Origin of the sequence: Serratia sp. TMDUHS_CL (genome assembly GCF_037137105.1) — a bacterium.
Lineage (GTDB): Bacteria > Pseudomonadota > Gammaproteobacteria > Enterobacterales > Enterobacteriaceae > Serratia > Serratia nevei.
This window is the reverse complement of the sequence record NZ_JBBBDV010000019.1, coordinates 1-19,304: the sequence shown is the minus strand read 5'-3', so window position 1 is coordinate 19,304 and position 19,304 is coordinate 1. Positions and strand designations below refer to the sequence as shown.

At 60.0% G+C, this 19,304-nt stretch carries 16 protein-coding genes; 12 read left to right on the top strand and 4 right to left on the bottom strand.

Annotation, left to right across the window (positions count from 1 at the left end; translation table 11 throughout):
- Positions 1 to 7 precede the first annotated feature (7 nt).
- From WCL58_RS24085 to WCL58_RS24075, 3 genes are read left to right on the top strand one after another with little or no spacing between them, the layout of a single operon-like run.
- Positions 8 to 1,222 carry an MFS transporter gene (locus WCL58_RS24085; RefSeq protein WP_180548749.1) on the top strand — a complete coding sequence of 405 codons (1,215 nt, stop codon included), beginning with the start codon at positions 8 to 10 and terminating at the stop codon, positions 1,220 to 1,222.
- Positions 1,219 to 1,614 (top strand): carboxymuconolactone decarboxylase family protein, encoded by a 396-nt coding sequence (locus tag WCL58_RS24080; RefSeq protein ID WP_087762589.1) that lies wholly within the window; start codon positions 1,219 to 1,221, stop codon positions 1,612 to 1,614. Before WCL58_RS24085 ends, WCL58_RS24080 begins: the two co-directional genes overlap by 4 nt.
- Positions 1,615 to 1,625: 11 nt before the next feature.
- Entirely contained in the window at positions 1,626 to 2,804 is a 1,179-nt protein-coding gene (locus tag WCL58_RS24075; protein WP_180547855.1) for an acetyl-CoA C-acetyltransferase, read from the top strand.
- 50 nt (positions 2,805 to 2,854) lie between these two features.
- Here the strand turns inward: WCL58_RS24075 and WCL58_RS24070 are convergent, their stop codons facing one another.
- Together WCL58_RS24070 and WCL58_RS24065 are read right to left on the bottom strand one after the other, a co-directional pair.
- Positions 2,855 to 3,853, bottom strand: coding sequence for an aldo/keto reductase (locus WCL58_RS24070; RefSeq protein ID WP_336851698.1), 999 nt, complete (start codon positions 3,851 to 3,853; stop codon positions 2,855 to 2,857).
- Positions 3,854 to 4,043: 190 nt separating this feature from the next.
- Positions 4,044 to 4,793, bottom strand: coding sequence for a 3-oxoacyl-ACP reductase family protein (locus WCL58_RS24065; protein WP_060425175.1), 750 nt, complete (start codon positions 4,791 to 4,793; stop codon positions 4,044 to 4,046).
- Positions 4,794 to 4,925: 132 nt separating this feature from the next.
- Between WCL58_RS24065 and WCL58_RS24060 the strand changes: the two genes are divergently transcribed.
- Positions 4,926 to 5,843 (top strand): LysR family transcriptional regulator, encoded by a 918-nt coding sequence (locus WCL58_RS24060; protein ID WP_049201481.1) that lies wholly within the window; start codon positions 4,926 to 4,928, stop codon positions 5,841 to 5,843.
- 55 nt (positions 5,844 to 5,898) lie between these two features.
- Here the strand turns inward: WCL58_RS24060 and bhsA are convergent, their stop codons facing one another.
- Positions 5,899 to 6,159: a multiple stress resistance protein BhsA gene (bhsA, locus tag WCL58_RS24055; protein ID WP_025304435.1), complete on the bottom strand. Its 261-nt coding sequence runs from the start codon at positions 6,157 to 6,159 to the stop codon at positions 5,899 to 5,901.
- 196 nt (positions 6,160 to 6,355) lie between these two features.
- Between bhsA and WCL58_RS24050 the strand changes: the two genes are divergently transcribed.
- The 5 genes from WCL58_RS24050 (at position 6,356) to WCL58_RS24030 (ending at position 11,460) form a co-directional block, all read left to right on the top strand.
- Positions 6,356 to 6,799, top strand: a complete 444-nt coding sequence (locus tag WCL58_RS24050; protein WP_149571915.1) for a lipocalin-like domain-containing protein — start codon at positions 6,356 to 6,358, stop codon at positions 6,797 to 6,799.
- Entirely contained in the window at positions 6,796 to 7,464 is a 669-nt protein-coding gene (locus WCL58_RS24045; protein ID WP_049201475.1) for a glutathione S-transferase family protein, read from the top strand. Before WCL58_RS24050 ends, WCL58_RS24045 begins: the two co-directional genes overlap by 4 nt.
- 47 nt (positions 7,465 to 7,511) lie before the next feature.
- Positions 7,512 to 7,919: a VOC family protein gene (locus WCL58_RS24040; RefSeq protein WP_038874298.1), complete on the top strand. Its 408-nt coding sequence runs from the start codon at positions 7,512 to 7,514 to the stop codon at positions 7,917 to 7,919.
- Positions 7,920 to 8,251: 332 nt separating this feature from the next.
- Positions 8,252 to 9,613, top strand: coding sequence for an NCS2 family permease (locus WCL58_RS24035; RefSeq protein WP_336851697.1), 1,362 nt, complete (start codon positions 8,252 to 8,254; stop codon positions 9,611 to 9,613).
- Positions 9,614 to 9,810: 197 nt separating this feature from the next.
- The gene (locus WCL58_RS24030; protein ID WP_025304430.1) at positions 9,811 to 11,460 is read left to right on the top strand and encodes a Na+/H+ antiporter; all 1,650 of its coding nucleotides are present in this window, start codon (positions 9,811 to 9,813) and stop codon (positions 11,458 to 11,460) included.
- 75 nt (positions 11,461 to 11,535) lie between these two features.
- On the opposite strand, the gene WCL58_RS24025 is transcribed toward WCL58_RS24030, so the two are convergent.
- Positions 11,536 to 12,423, bottom strand: coding sequence for a LysR family transcriptional regulator (locus tag WCL58_RS24025; protein ID WP_025304429.1), 888 nt, complete (start codon positions 12,421 to 12,423; stop codon positions 11,536 to 11,538).
- A gap of 139 nt (positions 12,424 to 12,562) precedes the next feature.
- Between WCL58_RS24025 and WCL58_RS24020 the strand changes: the two genes are divergently transcribed.
- From WCL58_RS24020 to WCL58_RS24010, 3 genes are all read left to right on the top strand, one after another.
- On the top strand, positions 12,563 to 12,985 hold the full coding sequence (locus WCL58_RS24020; protein ID WP_060428842.1) for a CidA/LrgA family protein: 423 nt from the start codon (positions 12,563 to 12,565) through the stop codon (positions 12,983 to 12,985).
- Positions 12,978 to 13,667 (top strand): LrgB family protein, encoded by a 690-nt coding sequence (locus WCL58_RS24015; RefSeq protein WP_004936833.1) that lies wholly within the window; start codon positions 12,978 to 12,980, stop codon positions 13,665 to 13,667. The genes WCL58_RS24020 and WCL58_RS24015 overlap by 8 nt, the downstream gene beginning before the upstream one ends.
- A 612-nt stretch (positions 13,668 to 14,279) precedes the next feature.
- Positions 14,280 to 19,304, top strand: a 5,025-nt coding sequence (locus WCL58_RS24010; protein ID WP_336851696.1) for an amino acid adenylation domain-containing protein, incomplete at its 3' end; no start/stop codon positions are given.

Below are 19,304 nucleotides of genomic sequence, written 5' to 3'. Positions count from 1 at the left end.
GAATATGATGAAAAATTTATCAAGTGATAATCAGCCATTAAGCATTAAAACCTGGTTGGCATTGGTAATCTTAGCCTTGTCCACTTTTACCATTGTTACCACCGAATTAGCCCCGATCGGCCTGTTGACGCCGATGGCCGAAGGCCTGCAGCAGTCAGAGTCGATGATCGGCCTGACGGTCACGCTCTATGCGTGGGTTGGCGCGATCAGCGCGCTGTTGTCCTCTCTGTTTCTGGGTAACTTGCCTAAGAAGCTGCTGTTGCTGACGTTGACGCTGATCATCCTGGTCTCCAACAGTCTGTGCGCCATGGTTGAAAATTACCACTGGCTACTGGCTGCCCGCGTGATCGGCGCTTTGGCGCACGGCGCATTCTGGGCGATGATCGGCGCAACGGCAGTATCGCTGGTGCCGGTAAGATTCATCGGGCTGGCCACGTCCATCGTCTTCGGCGGCGTCTCTGCGGCCAGCGTATTCGGCGTGCCGCTGTCGAATTATATCGGGCTGAACGTCGGGTGGCGGCCGGCTTTTTGGTTGATGTCTTTGCTGAGTGTGATCGCATTGGTGGGGATTGCTTTGGTGGTGCCGAAGGTGAAAGCCAGTAGCTCCCTGGGTTTCGAGGCATTGGCTCGCGTATTACGTTCAGGCGCATTGTGGCGCATCTACGGCGCGACCTTGCTGGCCATCACGGCGCATTTCGCTGCATTCACCTTTATTGAACCCTGGTTGCACAGCGTTGGGGCAGTGACTTCCAGCATGATCCCGGTGATGCTTTTCGTCTTCGGTATCGCCGGCTTGGCGGGCAACTTTGTCACCGGCATGTTTATCGATAAATGGTTGAAACCGATGGTGGTGTTGTCTGTCGTGCTGATCGCCGCAACGCTGCTGACCCTGGGGCAGATGGGCAACAGCCTGACGAGCGCTGAAATCCTGGCGTTGGTGATCGTCTGGGGTCTGGCCGTTTCCGGCATCTTCGTCGGTTTCCAAACCTGGGTGCTGCGTCTGGCCGGTGAAAATGCGTTCCCTGCTTCAGCGATTTACGTCTCCTTCTTTAATGGCGCCATCGGCTGCGGCGCGTTGGCGGGGGCATGGCTGGTGTCGCTGTACAGCATTCCGGCGCTATTGATGATTGCGGGTATCGCCATTGCGCTCTCGTTGCTGTTGATTGCGATGATTCCGGTTAAAGCCGAACAGGCGGCGGCGCTGGCGGGAGAGGCGTCATGAGAAGCGGGGAAGCGTTGACGCAGCACGGGCGTGCGATTATGGAGCTGCTCGAAACGGGCTTGGCCGATAAGGTGACCTGCCGTCTGCGGGAGTTGGACGATGACCTGCCGCGTTTGATCACCGACTATGCGTTTGGCGCGGTGGTTGGGCGTGAAGGTTTGGATCTCAAGAACCGGGAGATGATCACCGTCGCATCGCTTATCACCTTGGGCAATGCGTCCGGCCAGCTGGAACTCCATATGCGTGCGGCGCTGAATGTAGGGGTGACGCAACGGGAACTGCTGGAAATTGTGATTCAAATGGCGATCTATGCCGGGGTTCCCGCCTGCATGAACGCGCTTACCGTTTATCGCGCCGCCGTCGCTCAGCACGCTGCGCAGCCAGAAGAATAAGGACGATTGTGATGAGAGACGTGGTGGTAGTGGCGGCAAAGCGTACGGCGACAGGCAGTTTTCAAGGAGCGCTATCCGACAAACCGGCGACGGCGTTGGGGGGCGCCGTAGTGAAGGCGTTGTTGGCTGAAAGCGGGGTAGCGGCGCAAGAGGTTGAGCAGGTGATCATGGGGCAGGTGTTGACCGCCGGATGCGGCCAGAACCCCGCCCGACAAACGGCGCTGTTGGCGGGATTGCCGGTGACGGTCCAGGCGCTGACGATCAATAAGGTCTGTGGCTCGGGGCTCAAGGCGGTGCATCTGGCGATGCAGGCTATCCAAAGCGGAGAAGCGGAGATGGTGATCGCCGGGGGGCAGGAAAACATGTCGTTGGCGCCGCACCTTATCGGCAATTCGCGTAAAGGTCAGCGGTTGGGGCACGGCGAACTGAAGGATTCGTTGGTGCATGATGGTTTATGGGATGCTTTCCACGATTTCCATATGGGCGTGACGGCGGAGAACGTGGCCAGGCAATTTAATATTTCGCGGGCGCAGCAGGACGAATACGCCGCACTGTCGCATCAGCGAGCTCTGGCGGCGCAGCAGAATGGCCTCTTCCGCGATGAGATTGTCGCGATCGAGTCGGTCAGCCGCAAAGGAGAGATAACACGCTTCGAGCAGGATGAAGGGCCGCGTGAAACGAACTGCGAGAAGCTGTCGTTGCTGAAGCCGGTGTTTCAAAAAGCGGGGACGGTGACGGCGGGCAATGCTTCATCGCTCAATGATGGGGCGGCGGCGGTGCTGCTCTGTAGCCGGGAGAAAGCGGAGAGTTTGGGGCTGGAGCCTCTGGCGGTGCTGGGGCATTTCAGCAACTCCGGTATTGAACCGGAAATCATGGGGGCGGCGCCGATAGAGGCAATTCGTCAGTGCATGAATAGACAGAATTGGCATGCGGAAGAGGTGGAGGCGCTCGAATCTAATGAAGCGTTCGCGGCGCAGGCATTGGCCGTTATGTCGGCTTCGGGTATCGATCCGCAGCGGGTGAACCCACACGGTGGTGCGATCGCCTTGGGGCACGCGATCGGCGCCTCCGGTTGTCGTATTCTGGTTACGCTAATTCATCATATGAAGCGTAACGGATTGAATAAAGGCATCGCAGCTTTATGCGTGGGGGGCGGCGAGGGGGTTGCCCTCAGCGTAATGAGAAAATAAATTGAGCATAAAAGAGGGCTGATATTTCAGCCCTCTCTGTATTGATATTATCAGGCGTTTACGCCTTTCATTCCCTCAGGGCTATAACGCTCTCCCATAATCGTTATCTTTTCCTTTAATGTATTAAGTAAAGTTAAATCTTCTTCAGCCAGTATAATGTTTTCTGCCTGAGCATTTTCGATAGCGTAATGACTGTTCTTGGTGCCAGGGATGGGAACGATTCTCTCATATTGCGCTAATAACCAGGCTAACGAAATTTGTCCTGGAGTACATTGATACTTTTCCGCCAGCGGTGCGATAGCCTGCAGAATTTCAGCATTATGTTCGATATTGCTCTGGATGAAGCGTTCATTGTTTTTGCGGAAATCATTATCGGCGAAGGCCTGATTGCTAAGGTATTTTCCGGTCAGGAATCCCCTGCCTAACGGAGAGTAAGGCACAACGCCGACGCCCAGACGAATGGCTGCCGGCAGCACGCTTTCTTCGATATCACGTGTCCAGAGTGAATATTCGGTTTGCAAGGCGCTGATCGGATGAATGCGGTGCGCTTTTTCCAATGTGGCAGCTGAGACTTCGCATAAGCCCACCTGCGCGATCTTGCCTTCTTTCACCAGCTGTGACAGGCAGTCCATGCTCTCCTCAATATCCGCCTGGGGATCGACGCGATGCAGGTAATAGAGATCGATACGCTCGACTCCCAAACGCTGCAGTGACTCATGGCAGCAACGGCGAATGTAATCAGGCTGATTATTGATGCGGCGCGCATAGGCATTGTCATCGGCCCGATCGATACCGCATTTTGTGGCAATTTTTATTTTGTTTCGTTGGGCGTGACCCAGGGTGGCAAGGAAATGCCCTAATAGCCTTTCATTATGTCCTCTACCATACAAGTTGGCGGTGTCAATAAAATTGATGCCAGTGTCAATCACCGTTTTTAATACCGCCAGCGATGTATTATCATCGGTATCGCCATAAAACTCACTCAATCCCATCGCGCCAAAACCCATAGCCGATACGGTTAAGCCATTGCCTAGCGTTCTTTCTTTCATATTAACTTCTCCATAGGGTGACTGGGCAGTATGGCATTGGCTGTAATGACAAGAGAATTTCAAAGTTGTCGATTCAAAAAAGGTATCGAGTGCGGCGTTAATATGATTAACTCAAATAATACTTCCTTATTTAATCATGTTATTTCTATAAAAAAGCCCCTTCACGGGGCTTTTTGTATTTCAGGGGACGTCACGCCGAGAAGCCGCCGTCGATGCTCAGGCTGGCGCCGGTGATATAACCCGCCTGCGGACCGGCGAGGTAGGCGACGAAGCCGGCGATCTCTTCATCTTTGCCGTAGCGGCCGATCGCCATCAGCTGCTTGAGCCGATCGGCGAACTCGCCGGCGTCCGGGTTCATTTCGGTGTCCACCGGGCCGGGCTGCACGTTATTGACGGTGATGCCGCGCGGGCCGAGATCGCGCGCCATGCCTTTGGTCAGGCCGACCAGCGCCGATTTGCTCATCGCATACACCGCCGCGCCGCCGAACGGCACGCGCTCGGCGTTGGTGCTGCCGATGTGGATGATGCGGCCACCGTCGTTCATGTGGCGCGCCGCCTCCTGGCTGGCGACGAACACGCTGCGCACGTTGACCGCCAGCATGCGATCCAGGTCTTCCAACGCCAGTTCCTCGGTGCTGCCCAGCGTAAACACCCCGGCGTTGTTCACCAGAATATCCAGATTGCCGAACTGGCTGACCGCCTGGCGCACCGCCTGCTGCAGCGCCGCCGCATCGGCGCTGTCGGCCTTGATGGCGAGGGCTTTGCCGCCGGCGGCGGTGATGGCGCTTGCCACCGCTTCGGCGCGATCGGCCGAGGCGGCGTAGGTAAAGGCGACGGCGGCGCCTTCACTCGCCAACCGTTTAACGATGGCGGCGCCGATGCCGCGTGAACCGCCTTGAACGAACGCGACTTTGCCTTGCAGAGGGTGTGCTGTGGTCATGTTATTTCTCCAAAGTGGGTGAGGGTAAAGTAAAGTGCCGGCATTCAGTATCGGAGATCGTCGGCACGGCCACTAGCCACAAAGAGCTATAATCAGTTCAAACCATTAGTTTGAAATCCATAGAGGAAAAGTATGCTGGGACACCTGGAATGCTTCGTCAGCAGCGCGGAAAACGGCAGCTTTTCCGCCGCCGGCCGCAAGCTGGGCCTCAGCCCGGCGGCGGTGGGCAAAAACGTCACCCGGCTGGAGACGCTGGTTGGCGTGCGCCTGTTCCAGCGCAACACTCGCCAGCTGATCCTGACCGAAGAGGGCGAGCGTTTTTTGCAGGAAGTCAGCGGTGGCCTGCAGTCGATTCAGTGCGCGTTGAAGGGCCTGAGCAGCAGCGGCGGCGTGGCGGCCGGCAGCCTGAGGATCAGCATGGGCACCGCTTTCGGTCTGAATTTCGTGTTGCCGATGTTGCCGGATTTTTTGGCGCGTTATCCGGCGATCGTGCCGGACTGGCATTTCGATAATCGCCAGGTGGATCTGATCGGCGAGCACTTCGACGCCGCGTTGGGCGGCGGCATCGAACTGGCTCAGGGGATGATTGCGCGCGAGCTGGCGCCCGCACACGGCGTGTTGGTGGCTTCGGCGGATTATCTGCGGCAACGGCCGCCGCTGCGGCAGCCGGAACAGCTGGCGCAACACACCGGGATTTTCATCCGTTCGCCGCAGACCGGGCGCATCCGCCATCAGCCGCTGCGCAATGCGGAAAACGAGCAGCATGCGCCGGCGATGGCGATCGGCATGACGGTAAACGAGCCGGAGGCGGCGGCGCGGGCGGCGGAAATGGGCTTGGGCATTGCCTTGATCGCCATGCCGAATGCGGTGCCCTATCTGGAAAACGGCCGCCTGGTGCGGGTGTTGCCGGGTTGGTATGTCGATCGCGGCAGCATGCACCTTTATTTTCCTACCACCAAATTCTTACCGACCAAAACCCGGGTTTTTGTCGATTTCATCACCGAGCAGTTTCGCCTGCAGAAGCTGGCGACACGCTTCGACGCCCGCTAAAACGAGAAAAGCCCCTTGCGGGGCTTCTTTCTTCCGTCGGTTGGCTGTTCGACGATCAGTTGAAGATTTCTGCGGTGCCGTACAGTTTGTTCTGGCCGCCGGCGGCGACGATGCGGTATGAGCTGGCGCCCGACGCGGCGGCTTTGCTGGCCAGTTCGCTTTCCAGCGCGCTCAGGTTGGTGGCGCCGCTAACGGAGACTACGCCGATTTTCTGGGCGTCTGCAGCGGGTTGGCTGGATGGCAGGTCAGCGGCGAAGGTAGCAAAAGAAGCGGTAGCCAGCAGTGCAGCGGTAGCAAAAATTTTGACGTTTTTCATGATGTGTTCCTCAGCGTATTGATTGGATGAGAGCCCGTTGTCTCTCGATGTGTTAAATAATAGTGCGACGGGGCGGAATAAAAAATCGGAGAGTTTTGAGTATCTCTGTCAAATAAATTGATTGTTTTTTAACCCGCTGGCGCGCGGTAAAAATCGCCACTACCCTTTACAGACGATCCTTAACCGGAGAAGCGTAATGACGGTAAACGCATTTATCGGCAGTTGGGCGCTGGTGTCCTCGGCATTTGAGAACCAGGACGGCGAGCTGAATTACCCGCTGGGTGAGCAGGTGCTGGGGTGCATCCACTATGAGGCCAACGGCACGATGGCGGCGCAGCTGTACAGCGCCGTGCGGCCGCGTTTCGCCGCCGACGATTTGGCGCAGGGGTCCGAGCGGGAGATCCGCGCGGCCTTCATCAATATGATTTGCTACTTCGGCCGCTATCAGGTGGAGGAAAGCGAACAGCGGGTGGTGCATCAGGTCGAAGGCTGTTCGTTCCCCAACTGGGTAGGCAGCCGTCAGGTGCGTTTTTACGCTTTCAGCGGCGATCGGCTGACGTTGCGCACGGTGCCCTTGCAGCTCGGCAACGGCGTGCAGGTGGGCGAACTGGTGTGGCAGCGGACAGGAGCTTCTTTATGATCATTGTTCATCATCTCAATCACTCGCGGTCGCAGCGCATTCTGTGGTTTCTGGAAGAGCTGGGCGTGCCCTATCAGGTGCAACGCTACGAACGCGATCCGCAGACTATGCTGGCGCCGGCGGCGCTGAAAAAGATCCACCCGCTGGGCAAATCGCCGGTGATCGTCGACGGCGATCTGACGCTGGCGGAATCCGGCGCCATCATCGAATACCTGCAGGAAGCCTATGACGCGCAAGGGATGTTCATGCCGACCGACTTCCACGCGCGCCAGCAATACCGCTACTGGCTGCACTACGCCGAAGGATCGCTGATGCCGCTGTTGGTGATGAAACTGGTGTTCAGCCGGCTCGGCCAGCCGCCGATCCCCTGGCTGCTGCGGCCGGTGGCCGGCGCGATCGGCAAGGGCGTGCAGCGCGAATATCTCGACAAGCAGATCGCGCCGCACTGCGAATTCCTCGAACAGCACCTGAACAAGGGCAGCTGGTTTGTCGGCAACGACTTCAGCGCGGCGGACATTCAGATGAGCTTCCCGCTGGAGGCGATGGCGGCGCGCGGCGCGTTGGATGATTGCCCGAAACTGCGCGGTTTTCTGCAGCGCATTCACGCCCGGCCCGCCTACCAGCGGGCGTTGGAGCAGGGTGGCCCTTACGACCTGCTGAGCTAACCGGATGGGCTATACTCGATGGGGTCATTCTTCATCGGAGGTAGCCCATGGCTACGCAAATCTTCGTTAACCTGCCCGTCAGCGATCTGCCCGCCTCGATGGCGTTCTTCACCCACCTGGGTTTCACTTTCAATCCGCAATTCACCGATGACACCGCCGCGTGCATGGTGGTCAGCGACACGATTTACGTGATGTTGCTGACCCACGACAAATTCAGGATGTTTACCCCGAACCCGATCGGCGACGCCAAGCAGGCCACCGAAGTGCTGGTATGCCTGTCGCAACCCAGCCGGGCGGCGGTGGACGAACTGGTGCGTAAGGCGGTCGCCGGCGGCGGCAACACCTACCACCCGCCGCGGGACTACGGCGTGATGTACGGCCACGGTTTTCAGGATCTGGATGGCCATATCTGGGAATTGATGTATATGGATCCCGCTGCGGTGCAGACGCAATAACCCTGCCGCGACGGCGTTCGCCGGGGCGCCCGTCGCCCCGGTTTTATCGTACAGGCGTCATTCCCACCGCTTTCTGCATAAATTGCCGCGATCTTTAGTTGATTAGACGCTATGGAAGGCAGGATAATCGTTTGCCTTGAATAAACCACCATAAATCACCCGTACCGCGCGCTGCGAGTTAAACGTTTGCCTTGGTGCGCATCGCCGTTGGCGCTGCGACAGAAGGGCAAGGATGCGGAACGTGACGTAAACGATTACGTGACGATCGGGCGCGGGCGAGATTACAGGCCTGCTGCGACGGGCCGATTCATGAAACACAGGGGAAGTAACCTATGTCGAACTCTCAAGCGAACCACGCCGCAAAACCAACCGGCGGGCTTGATGGCTATTTTAAAATTTCCGCGCGCGGCAGCAGCGTGCGCCAGGAGGTGGTGGCGGGGCTAACCACCTTCCTGGCGATGGTGTACTCGGTGATCGTGGTGCCGAGCATGCTGGGCAAAGCGGGCTTCCCGCCGGCGGCGGTGTTTGTCTCCACCTGCCTGGTGGCCGGGCTGGGCTCGCTGCTGATGGGGCTGTGGGCTAACCTGCCGATGGCGATCGGCTGTGCGATCTCGTTGACCGCCTTCACCGCCTTCAGCCTGGTGCTGGGCCAGCACATCAGCATTCCGGTGGCGCTGGGTGCGGTGTTCCTGATGGGCGTACTGTTTACCATTATCTCGATCACCGGCATCCGCGCCTGGATCCTGCGCAACCTGCCGATGGGCGTGGCGCACGGCACCGGCATCGGTATCGGTCTGTTCCTGCTGCTGATCGCCGCCAACGGCGTCGGCCTGGTGGTGAAGAACCCGCTGGATGGCCTGCCGGTGGCGCTCGGCGCGTTCACCTCCTTCCCGGTGGTGATGACGCTGGTCGGCCTGGCGGTGATCTTCGGCCTGGAAAAACTGCGCGTGCCCGGCGGCATTTTGCTGGTGATCATCGCCATTTCCATCATCGGCCTGATCTTCGACCCGGCGGTGAAATACCAGGGGCTGTTCGCCATGCCGAGCCTGGCGGACGCTGACGGCAAATCGTTGATCTTCAGCCTGGATATCATGGGCGCATTGCAGCCGGTGGTGTTGCCGAGCGTGCTGGCGCTGGTGATGACCGCGGTGTTCGACGCCACCGGCACCATCCGCGCGGTGGCCGGGCAGGCCAACCTGCTGGATAAAGACGGGCAGATCATCAGCGGCGGCAAGGCGCTGACCTCGGATTCCCTGAGCAGCATCTTCTCCGGCCTGGTGGGCGCCGCGCCCGCCGCGGTCTACATCGAATCCGCCGCCGGCACCGCCGCGGGCGGCAAAACCGGCCTGACCGCCACCGTGGTCGGCATTCTGTTCCTGCTGATCCTGTTCCTGTCGCCGCTGGCCTATCTGGTGCCGGTCTATGCCACCGCACCGGCGCTGATGTACGTCGGCCTGCTGATGCTGAGCAACGTCACCAAGCTGGACTTCAACGACTTCGTCGACGCGATGGCCGGCCTGCTGTGCGCGGTGTTCATCGTACTGACCTGCAACATCGTTACCGGCATCATGCTGGGCTTCAGCTCGCTGGTCATCGGCCGCATCTTCTCCGGCGAATGGCGTAAGCTGAACATCGGCACCGTGCTGATCGCCGTGGCGCTGGTGGCGTTCTACGCCGGCGGCTGGGCGATTTAAGACCCTCAGGTTTCCCTCGCCCGGCGGGTGAGGGAAACTGTCACGGCATTTCCCTTCTTAAGATAAGTCTTCTTCTGCTCTGCACCGCGTTTTGAAAGGCACAACAAGCTTTAACGGCTGTAAAAAAAGTGATCTACTATCGGGACCAACGCAGGCCCTGAGCCGATGTCGTCTGAATCGTAGAGTCTAAGGAAAGCATGGAAATCTTTTTTACAATCCTCATTTTGATCCTGGTGGTCTCCCTGTCCGGGGTGGTGACGCGCATGTTGCCGTTCCAGGTGCCGCTGCCGCTGATGCAAATCGCCATCGGGGCCCTGTTGGCCTGGCCGCATTTCGGGCTGCACGTCGACTTTGATCCCGAACTGTTCCTGGTGCTGTTCATCCCGCCGCTGCTGTTCGCCGACGGCTGGAAAACGCCGACGCGCGAATTCCTGCACCACGGGCGTGAAATTCTCGGCCTGGCGCTGGTGCTGGTGCTGATCACCGTGGTCGGCGTCGGCTATCTGATCTACGCCATGGTGCCGGGCATTCCGCTGGTGGCGGCCTTCGCGTTGGCGGCGGTGCTGTCGCCGACCGATGCCGTGGCGCTGTCCGGCATCGTCGGCAAAGGGCGCATTCCCAAGCCGATCATGGGCGTGCTCGAAGGTGAGGCGCTGATGAACGATGCGTCCGGCCTGGTGTCGCTCAAGTTCGCCATCGCGGTGGCGATGGGCACCATGGTGTTCACCGTGGGCGGCGCAACCCTCGAGTTCCTCAAAGTGGCGATCGGCGGCCTGCTGGCCGGCGTGGCGGTCACCTGGACCTACAGTAAATCGCTGCGGGTGATGAGCCGCTGGAGCGGCGACGATCCGGCGACCCAGATCGTATTCCTGCTGCTGCTGCCGTTCGCCTCCTACCTGATCGCCGAACATATCGGCGTTTCCGGCATCCTGGCGGCGGTGGCGGCGGGGATGACCATCAGCCAATCCGGCGTGATCCGCAACGCGCCGCTGGCGATGCGCCTGCGCGCCAACAGCGTATGGGCGATGCTGGAGTTCGTGTTCAACGGCATGGTGTTCATCATGTTGGGCCTGCAGCTGCCGGGCATTCTTGAAACCTCTATCCTGCAGGCGGAGCTGGATCCGACCATCCAGACCTGGTACCTGTTCGCCGACGTGGCCACCATCTACGCCGCGCTGCTGGTGCTGCGTTTCACCTGGCTGTGGGTGATGAAGAAGGCCAGCAACCGCTTTATGAAAAAGCGCCCGCTGCAGTTCGGCGACTACAGCACGCGTGAGCTGTGGGTGGCGTCGTTCGCCGGGGTGCGCGGGGCGATTACCCTGGCCGGTGTGCTGTCGATACCGCTGTTGCTGAGCGACGGCACCGCCTTCCCGGCGCGCTATCAGCTGGTGTTTATCGCCGCCGGGGTGATCCTGCTGTCGTTGATCGTCGGCGTGCTGGCATTGCCGCTGCTGCTGCGCGGCGTGCAGGTGGCCGACAAGAGCGCCAGCAAGCACGAAGAGCGCATGGCGATCGCCATGGCGGCCGAAGTGGCGATCGAGAGCGTGAATAAAATGGAAGAGCGTCTGGTCGCCGATACCGAAGAGAACCTCGATCCGCAGGTGTTGAAAGAGGTCAGCTCGCGGGTGACGGGCATGCTGCGGCGGCGCATCGCCTCGAAAGACGACATCGAGAATGCGCTGGCGATGGAAAACCTCGAGCGGCGTTTCCGCCTGACGGCGCTGCGCGCCGAGCGCGGCGAGCTGTACCACCTGCGCGCCACGCAGAAAATCAGCAACGAGACGCTGCAAAAACTGCTGCACGATCTCGACTTGCTCGAAGCGCTGCTGATCGAGCGCGAAGGGTAAACTTCAGACGAGGAATAAACGTTTTTCCTCTTATTTCCGCCCCGAAGGGCCGCCTGTGCGGCCCTTGTTTTTTGGCTACTTGAGCGGCGGCCAGTAGTCGCGGCAGCAGGCGATCCAGGCCTGCGCGCTGTGCGACAGGTAGCTGCCCTGGCGCCAGATCAGCCCGATTTTCCACTCCATGCGCGGTTCCAGCGGCAGCCAGACCAGGTTTTCCTTGTCCAGCCAGCGGCAGACCGGCTCCGGCAGCATGGCGATGCCCACGCCGGCCTGCACCATCGAGGCGAGGAAATCCCACTGGCCGCTGCGCACCGCGATTTGCGGTTCAAAACCGGCCTGGCGAAACGCTTTCATCAGCATCTTGTACAGCGCAAAGTCTTCGTTATAAATCAGGATCGGGCTGTCGGCCAGTTCGGCGATATTGATGCGGGTGCGGTTAAGCCACTGCGGCGTGCGCGGCGCCACCACGCACATCGGATGGCCCAGCAGCGGCAGAAAGGTCAGCGGCTGTTCCGAATCGAAGGGCAGCACCGTCATCGCCAGATCCAGTTCGCCGGACATCACCGCCTGTTCGACCGACAGCCCGCCCAGTTCGGAAATTTTTAATTCGATGCCGGGGTAGGTCTGGCGAAAGCGGCGGATCAGATCGGCGATCTGCCTGCCCACCATCGGCGGAATGCCCAGCCGCAGCACGCCCTTTTTCACCGAGCTGATGTCTTCCAGCTCCGCCTCCAGCTGGCGGAATTCGTCGAGGATCGTCAGGCCGCGCTGATACACCGCCTGGCCGCTGTCGGTCAGGCGCAGCTTGCGGCCTTCGCGGATCAGCAGCGTGCATTCCAGCTCCTCTTCCAGATGCCGCAGCATCTTGCTGATGGTGGGCTGGGTGACGAACAGTTTTTCCGCCGCGCGGGTGAAGCTTTGCTGGCGCACCACTTCAACGAAGTAGCGCAGGGTGCGGACATCCACGTTAGGGTTCTCCTTGAGGGCGCTACCGGCGGGAAACTATTCCCGGACGGCATGATGTCGATAATTTTAATTCATTTCAGGCGTGGTTTCCCGGCTGCGTATACTGTAGGCCGTCAATTATTGTTTGAGGTCATCTTCCATGTCTCTGGCGTTACGCCGCGTTGCCCCCTCCCTGCTGACCCGTTTGCAGGTGCCGATTCAGGTGGCGTTGTATGCGGCGCTGTTCCTGATCGCCGATCGCCTGGTGCAACAATTCCACCTGCCGCTCCCCGCCAATATCGTCGGTATGCTGATACTGCTGGCGCTGATCCTGCTGCGCATTCTGCCGCTGAGCTGGGTCAAGGCCGGCTCCCGCTGGCTGCTGGCGGAAATGCTGCTGTTCTTCGTGCCGGCGGTGGTGGCGGTGGTCAACTATGCCCAGCTGCTGATGGTCGAGGGCTGGAAGATCTTTCTGGTGATTGCGGTCAGCACCATGCTGACGCTGGGCGCTACCGGGCTGGTGGTGGACAGGGTGTATCGGCTGGAGATTTGGCTGCAGCGACGGAAGCAGCGCCATGAATGATTTTATCCTCAGCCTGGCCTGCTTTCTGGCGACGCTGGCGCTCTACTTCGCCAACAAGAAGCTGTACCGCCGCCGCCGCACGTTGCTGCTGATGCCGCTGGTGCTGACGCCGATGATCCTGGTGCTGCTGCTGGTGGTCACCCACATCTCCTATCAGGACTATATCGGTGAAACCCACTGGCTGCTGTGGCTGCTGGGGCCGGCGACCATCGCCTTTGCGGTGCCGGTGTACGAGAATTTGCACATCATCCGCCGCCACTGGCTGTCGCTGACCGCCGGGGTAACGACGGCGGTGCTGGTGGCGGTGTACAGCTCGGTGTGGCTGGCGCGCCTGCTGACGCTGCCGGAAGAGGTGCAGCGCAGCCTGGCGGTGCGTTCGATTACCACGCCGTTCGCGCTGGAGGCCGCCAAACAGATGGGCGGGCAGCCGGATCTGGTGGCGCTGTTCGTGGTGATCACCGGGGTGTTCGGCATGGCGGTGGGCGACATTCTGTTTCTGCGGCTGGCGGTGCGCAGCCGCCTGGCGAAGGGAGCCGGGTTTGGCGCCTCGTCGCACGGCGCCGGCACCGCCCGCGCTTATGAGCTGGGTCCGCAGGAGGGCGTGGTGTCGAGCCTGGTGATGATGCTGGCCGGCATTATCACGGTGGTGGCCGCGCCGCTGATCGGCCGGCTGATGTGGTAAGACCTCTCGGGGCGGGCTCTGCCGCCCCATTTTACATTGTCTGTCGTTGGGAACGGTGCCGTCGATGAGCGCCCGAAAAAACGAAGAAATTTTTCAGCATAATTTTTCCCATTGTTATAACAAAAAACGATAGATGCGCCGCGGGCAAAATTGCCGTTCATTTTTAATGGTAATGAATTAATTAAGAAATAAATTATTATCATTAAAACAATAAAGTATAACTTATTGATATGGAGAGGCTCTTATCGTAAGTATTGTTGCACATTAACTGTGCTGAATAATACAAAAGAATATGAGTTTCTCTCTAATTATATCGGATTAATACAAACGGAATACGCTCGTCATCCCTGAGTAATATCGGGGAAATAAAATGGTCATTTATTCCCTTTCGCACATTTCGCCAAAAAAAATATCCTCTCCTATACTTCACAGCTCTACAAATTGAGGCACAGGGGGGAACCTCTGGATTAACCATTTCATTCTTTCTTAGTTGGGGGGAGACCCAGCTTTTCTACGGTTTTTTATTCTGACTTGAACTGTCGGACGGCCAGGCTTTGCCTAAATCCGGACGGTCCCTTTCATTAACGTAATGAAAACGTGCTAGAGAATATTATGAACAAACAAACTGATGTGAAGAGTGGGGAATTCCGTACCGGTGCTCAGGCTGCGGCGGAGAAAGTCGAACTGCATGAAATGACTATCGCCCAGCGTGAACTCTGGCTGGGGGAAAACATTTCCAAAGAGTTGTCGTTCAATATCTGGGGCTATGGGCAGGTTGACGGGCCTCTCGACGTTAAGCTGCTGCGGCAAGCCATCGATGCAATCGTGGAAGAAACGCCGGCTCTGCAAGCGCATTTTGTGGAAAAAGACGGTGAGCTTTATCAATACCGCGCGCCACGCACCCATGAGCCGCTGTTCACACTCGATCTCAGTAAGGAACCCGATCCCCTGCAGGCGGCCAGACGCTGGATGGTGGCGGATGCGGCGCTGCCGCGCCGCGCCACGGGAGAGGAACCTTTTAGTTTTTATGTGATTACGCTCGCCCCGCAGCGCTATGTCCTCTATCGGCGTTTCCACCATATGATCACCGACGGCCGCAGTGCCGAGGAAGTGATGCGGCGCATCGCGGCTTACTATAACGCGCTGGCGTCCGGCGGCGTCATCCCTGAATTCGCCAACTGCAATTTCTCTCTGCTTTATGAAAACGACATCAAATACCGCGACTCCTCACGCTTTTCTTCCGATCAGGCTTTTTGGCGGGAATATACTGCCGCTGCGCCGCAGAGTTTGTCGCGTAGAGCCATATTGACCCCGGACGCCGCGATGAACCGCAACACGCAGCTGCTGGAAAAAGAGGCATTGGATCAGCTGCAGCAACAAGCTGACAATATCGGCGTACACCGCGCACATATATTGGCCGCCGCCGTAGCATTATGTTTCTACAGCCTGACCGGCAGTGAATATCTTAATTTCAGCATGCCGGTGACCGGAACGAGAGAACGAAACAGTATTGGTATGACCTCTAACGTTGTCCCTTTGATTATCAAGGTTGAACCCCAGCTGAGCCTGGCCGAATTTATCCAAAGGGTTGCGGCCGAAATAGCAAAAGTGGTTCGCCATCAATTATATCGTGGGGAGGACATTCGGCGTGACAATGGCGCGACGGATTCCGCCTGGTTTGGCCCTTCAATTAACATTGTTTCTTTCGACCACGGCGATCCTTTCTGGGGATGCCGCACCCGTTGGTATTATGGCGGGAATATTCCGTCCGGCGATCTACAGATTATGCTGTATGAAGACCAGCAGGCGAATGAGCTGGACGTCACTTTTTCTGACGCCGCTTATGCAAATTCATTAGGCGATCTGGATGTTTTGCAGCGCCGTTTCCAGTTTATTTTACGGGCGCTGAACGCATCAACGGCGGGGACGATCGAGGCGTTGGATCGGCAAGTGGCGGCGCTGGCGGATGCCGAGGCCGGCGGCAGCTTTTACACCAACCGTCGGCAACCGCCTGCCGGCGGCATCATTCGTTGGGATCGCCCGGCTGAGGCGCTGCAGCGCCTGGTGAGCTCGCTGAGCCATGGCGCGGGATGCGCGGCGAAGATGCTGCTGGCGGAGCGCGTGTTGGGCGTGACGGCGCTGCAGGCGGTGAGCGATGAGCGGCAGGCCGAACCCGGTACCCTGCTGCACGTCGAGGCCGACGGCTGGGTGATTGCCGCGAACCCCGGCGTGGTGCGCGTCGGGCCGTTCTTGCGCGCCGACGGATCGGTTCAGCCAGGCGATGCGCTGGCGCAGGCCTGCGGCTTGTCTGTCGGCTCGGTCTTGCCGACGATTAACGCTGCCGAAGCCTCGCTGTTAGGCGCGGCGTATGGCGCCAGCGCCGATAGCGCCGCTTTTTGGCAACCGCGTCTGACGCGTTATTATCCGGCGCCGTTCCCGCCGGGGCCTGGCCGCCAGGCGGATCTTCCCGCACGCTGGCAGGCGACAGCCTGGCAGCGCCTGGAAAAAATTGCCGGCGAGCAGGTGCTGGCGGCAGCAACCCTTTATCTGGCGCGCATGTGCAATGAAACCGATTTTCAGCTGGGGTGGATCACCCCGGACGATCGGAATTGGGGACGTTGGGCTCACCTGAGCGCGCGCGTGCTGCCGCTGCAGGTCTCTGTTGATCACACCAGCAATTTCCAGCAGGCGTTGGCCGCGCTGGAACAGGAATATAGCCAGCTGCGCGCTCATGCCGATTATCATCCCGCGTTGCTGATGCGCGATGCGGACCTGCGAGCGCCTCAGACTTGGCCGACGGCGGTATCGATCGTCAGCCGGCGCTCGGCGCAGGGGTTGCAGCCTGAAGACGAGGGGGTTGCCGCCATCATGGCTTCCGGCTCGCGCGCGGTATTGCAAATCTGCAAGGCTGACGGCGCTTTCCGTTGGGTCTACGACGCCGCCTCCGTGGCTGACGAACAGATGTTGCGTGCGACGCAACATCTGCTGATGCTGCTCAACGATGCGGTGAGGGCGGGTTCTCATCGTCGCACCGTCGGCGAACTCAGTCTGGTTTCCGAGGAAGAGCGCGCGCAGTTGCTGCAGGGCCTCAACCATACCGTCGCTTCACACTCGCCGGCGGTTTGTCTGCACCGGTTGTTCGAAGCACAGGTCAGACGGACGCCGGAGGCGATCGCGGTGACGTATGGCGATGACAGCCTGACCTACGCGGAATTGAATACCCAGGCGAACCGTTGGGCCCATCGGCTGGTACAGCTTGGCGTGCAGCCGGACAGCCTGGTGGCGCTGTGCGCCGGGCGCGGGCTGCCTATGCTGGTCGGGCTGCTGGGGATCCTCAAAGCCGGCGGCGCCTATGTGCCGCTGGATCCCGCCTATAGCGGCGAGCGGCTACAGTACATCCTGGCGGACTCAGCGCCGGTGCTGCTGTTGGCGGATGAGCTCGGCCGACAAGCGCTGGGTGACTGCGAGGTGCCGGTGCTGGCGCTGGAACAGCCACTGACGGGGGAAAGCGACGATCTGCAGGACGTCGGGGTGCGCCCGGCGCACCTGGCGTATGTGATTTATACCTCCGGTTCGACCGGCAAACCCAAAGGGGTGATGGTGGAGCACCGGCAGGTCGCGCGGTTGTTCAGCGCGACGAACGCCTGGTTCAACTTCAGCGCCGCCGACAGGTGGTGCCTGTTCCACTCATTCGCCTTCGACTTCTCCGTCTGGGAGATCTGGGGCGCCTGGCTGTATGGCGGCCAGCTGTTCATCGTACCGCAGGCGATCGCCCGCTCGGCGCCGGATTTTTATCATTTCGTCTGCCGCAGCGGCATCACGGTATTGAACCAGACGCCGAGCGCCTTCAAAGCCTTTATCCAGGCTCAGGTGCACAGCGAAGCGCGCCAGCAGCTACGCGAGATCGTGTTCGGTGGCGAAATGCTGAAGCCTTCCGATCTTGCGCCGTGGTTTGCTCGTCCAGAGAACCGGCAGACACGGTTGATCAACATGTACGGTATCACCGAGACCACGGTGCATGTGACTTATCGGCCGCTGTCGGCGCAGGACACGGCGATCACCACCAGTCCGATCGGCAGCCGCATCCCGGATTTGCGCTTGTATCTGCTGGGCGCCGACGGCGAACCGGTGCCGATGGGGGCGATCGGCGAACTGTACGTCGGTGGCGAAGGGGTGGCGCGGGGTTACCTGAACCGGCCCGAATTGACGGCGGAACGCTTTCTCGATGATCCTTTCAACCGGGCGCCGGGTGCGCGCATGTATCGTACCGGCGATCTGGCGCGCTATCTGCCGGGTGGCGATATCGAATACCTGGGGCGCAATGACCAGCAGGTAAAAATCCGCGGTTTCCGTATCGAATGCGGCGAGGTGGAGGCACAACTGAGTACCGATCCGCGCGTGCGCAGCGTAGCCGTGGACGCGATTGACGATGGCGACGGGGGCAAGCGACTGGTGGCGTGGGTGGTTCCGGCACCGGAAGCCGAACGCGCTACGCTGGCGACCGGGCTGCGTCAGCATCTGCAGGCGCGGCTGCCGGATTATATGGTGCCGGTGGCTTACGTTTGGCTGGAGGCGTTGCCGCTGACCGGCAACGGCAAATTGGACAAGCGGGCTCTGCCGGTACCGCAGGTCGACGCCTATGTGCGTGAAGCCTATGCGCCGCCGCAGGGCGAGGCGGAAAACCTGCTGGCGGCTATCTGGCGCGAGCTGCTGGGCGTAGAGCGCGTCGGTCGCTATGACCACTTCTTCGAACTGGGTGGGCATTCGCTGATGGCGGTGCGCCTGGCTAACCGCGTGCAACAGGCCGGATGGCAGTTACCGTTGCAGGCGCTGTTCGCCAGCCCGGTACTGCACGTGTTGGCGCAGGCGCTGGAAGTTGCGCCGGCTCAGGAACCGCTGCCGATACTGCCGGTGGCGCGCGACGGCGAATTGCCCCTGTCGTTCGCCCAGCAACGCCTGTGGTTCCTGACCCAGTTGGAGGGGATGAGCGAAACCTACCATATCCCCCTGGCGCTGCGGCTGCACGGCCGGTTGGACCGGCAGGCGCTGCAACATAGTCTGGATGCGCTCTATGCGCGTCACGAATCACTGCGTAGCCGGTTCATCACCCGGGAAGATCGGCCACAGGTGCAGATTTTGCCGGCAAACGGGCTGCCGCTTGCGTTCCACGATCTGCGACGTCACCCCGCGCAAGCCGACACGCTGTGCCGTCAGGCGGCCACTCAACCGTTCGATTTGACGCAGGGGCCGCTGGTGCGCGCCGCGCTGATCCGCCTGGCGGATGAGGAGCACCTGTTCCTGCTCACCTGTCATCACATCGTCTCCGACGGTTGGTCGACCGGCATTTTGCTGCGTGAACTGGGGGCGTTGTACGGCGCTTTCCGTCGCGGCGATGCCGATCCACTGCCGCTGCCGACGCTGCAATACCCGGATTACGCCGCCTGGCAGCGTCGCTATCTGACGCCGGAGCGGCTGGCGGCGCAGGCGCAATACTGGCGCGAAACGCTGAGCGGTGCGCCGGCGCTGCTGACGCTGCCGACCGACCGGCCGCGTCCGACGGTGCAGTCTTTCAGCGGCGGAGAGGTGCCGATCGCGATCGACGCCGAGCTGACGCAGGCGCTGCGGCAGTTCAGCCGG

Bases quoted from the DNA above. Each gene is read 5' to 3' on its own strand.
- WCL58_RS24070 (WP_336851698.1), bottom strand. From the start codon at position 3,853: ATGAAAGAAAGAACGCTAGGCAATGGCTTAACCGTATCGGCTATGGGT.
- bhsA (WP_025304435.1), bottom strand. From the start codon at position 6,159: ATGAAAAACGTCAAAATTTTTGCTACCGCTGCACTGCTGGCTACCGCT.
- WCL58_RS24060 (WP_049201481.1), top strand. From the start codon at position 4,926: ATGCTGGGACACCTGGAATGCTTCGTCAGCAGCGCGGAAAACGGCAGC.
- WCL58_RS24085 (WP_180548749.1), top strand. From the start codon at position 8: ATGAAAAATTTATCAAGTGATAATCAGCCATTAAGCATTAAAACCTGG.
- WCL58_RS24020 (WP_060428842.1), top strand. From the start codon at position 12,563: ATGTCTCTGGCGTTACGCCGCGTTGCCCCCTCCCTGCTGACCCGTTTG.
- WCL58_RS24035 (WP_336851697.1), top strand. From the start codon at position 8,252: ATGTCGAACTCTCAAGCGAACCACGCCGCAAAACCAACCGGCGGGCTT.
- WCL58_RS24030 (WP_025304430.1), top strand. From the start codon at position 9,811: ATGGAAATCTTTTTTACAATCCTCATTTTGATCCTGGTGGTCTCCCTG.
- WCL58_RS24045 (WP_049201475.1), top strand. From the start codon at position 6,796: ATGATCATTGTTCATCATCTCAATCACTCGCGGTCGCAGCGCATTCTG.
- WCL58_RS24015 (WP_004936833.1), top strand. From the start codon at position 12,978: ATGAATGATTTTATCCTCAGCCTGGCCTGCTTTCTGGCGACGCTGGCG.
- WCL58_RS24080 (WP_087762589.1), top strand. From the start codon at position 1,219: ATGAGAAGCGGGGAAGCGTTGACGCAGCACGGGCGTGCGATTATGGAG.
- WCL58_RS24075 (WP_180547855.1), top strand. From the start codon at position 1,626: ATGAGAGACGTGGTGGTAGTGGCGGCAAAGCGTACGGCGACAGGCAGT.
- WCL58_RS24065 (WP_060425175.1), bottom strand. From the start codon at position 4,793: ATGACCACAGCACACCCTCTGCAAGGCAAAGTCGCGTTCGTTCAAGGC.
- WCL58_RS24050 (WP_149571915.1), top strand. From the start codon at position 6,356: ATGACGGTAAACGCATTTATCGGCAGTTGGGCGCTGGTGTCCTCGGCA.
- WCL58_RS24040 (WP_038874298.1), top strand. From the start codon at position 7,512: ATGGCTACGCAAATCTTCGTTAACCTGCCCGTCAGCGATCTGCCCGCC.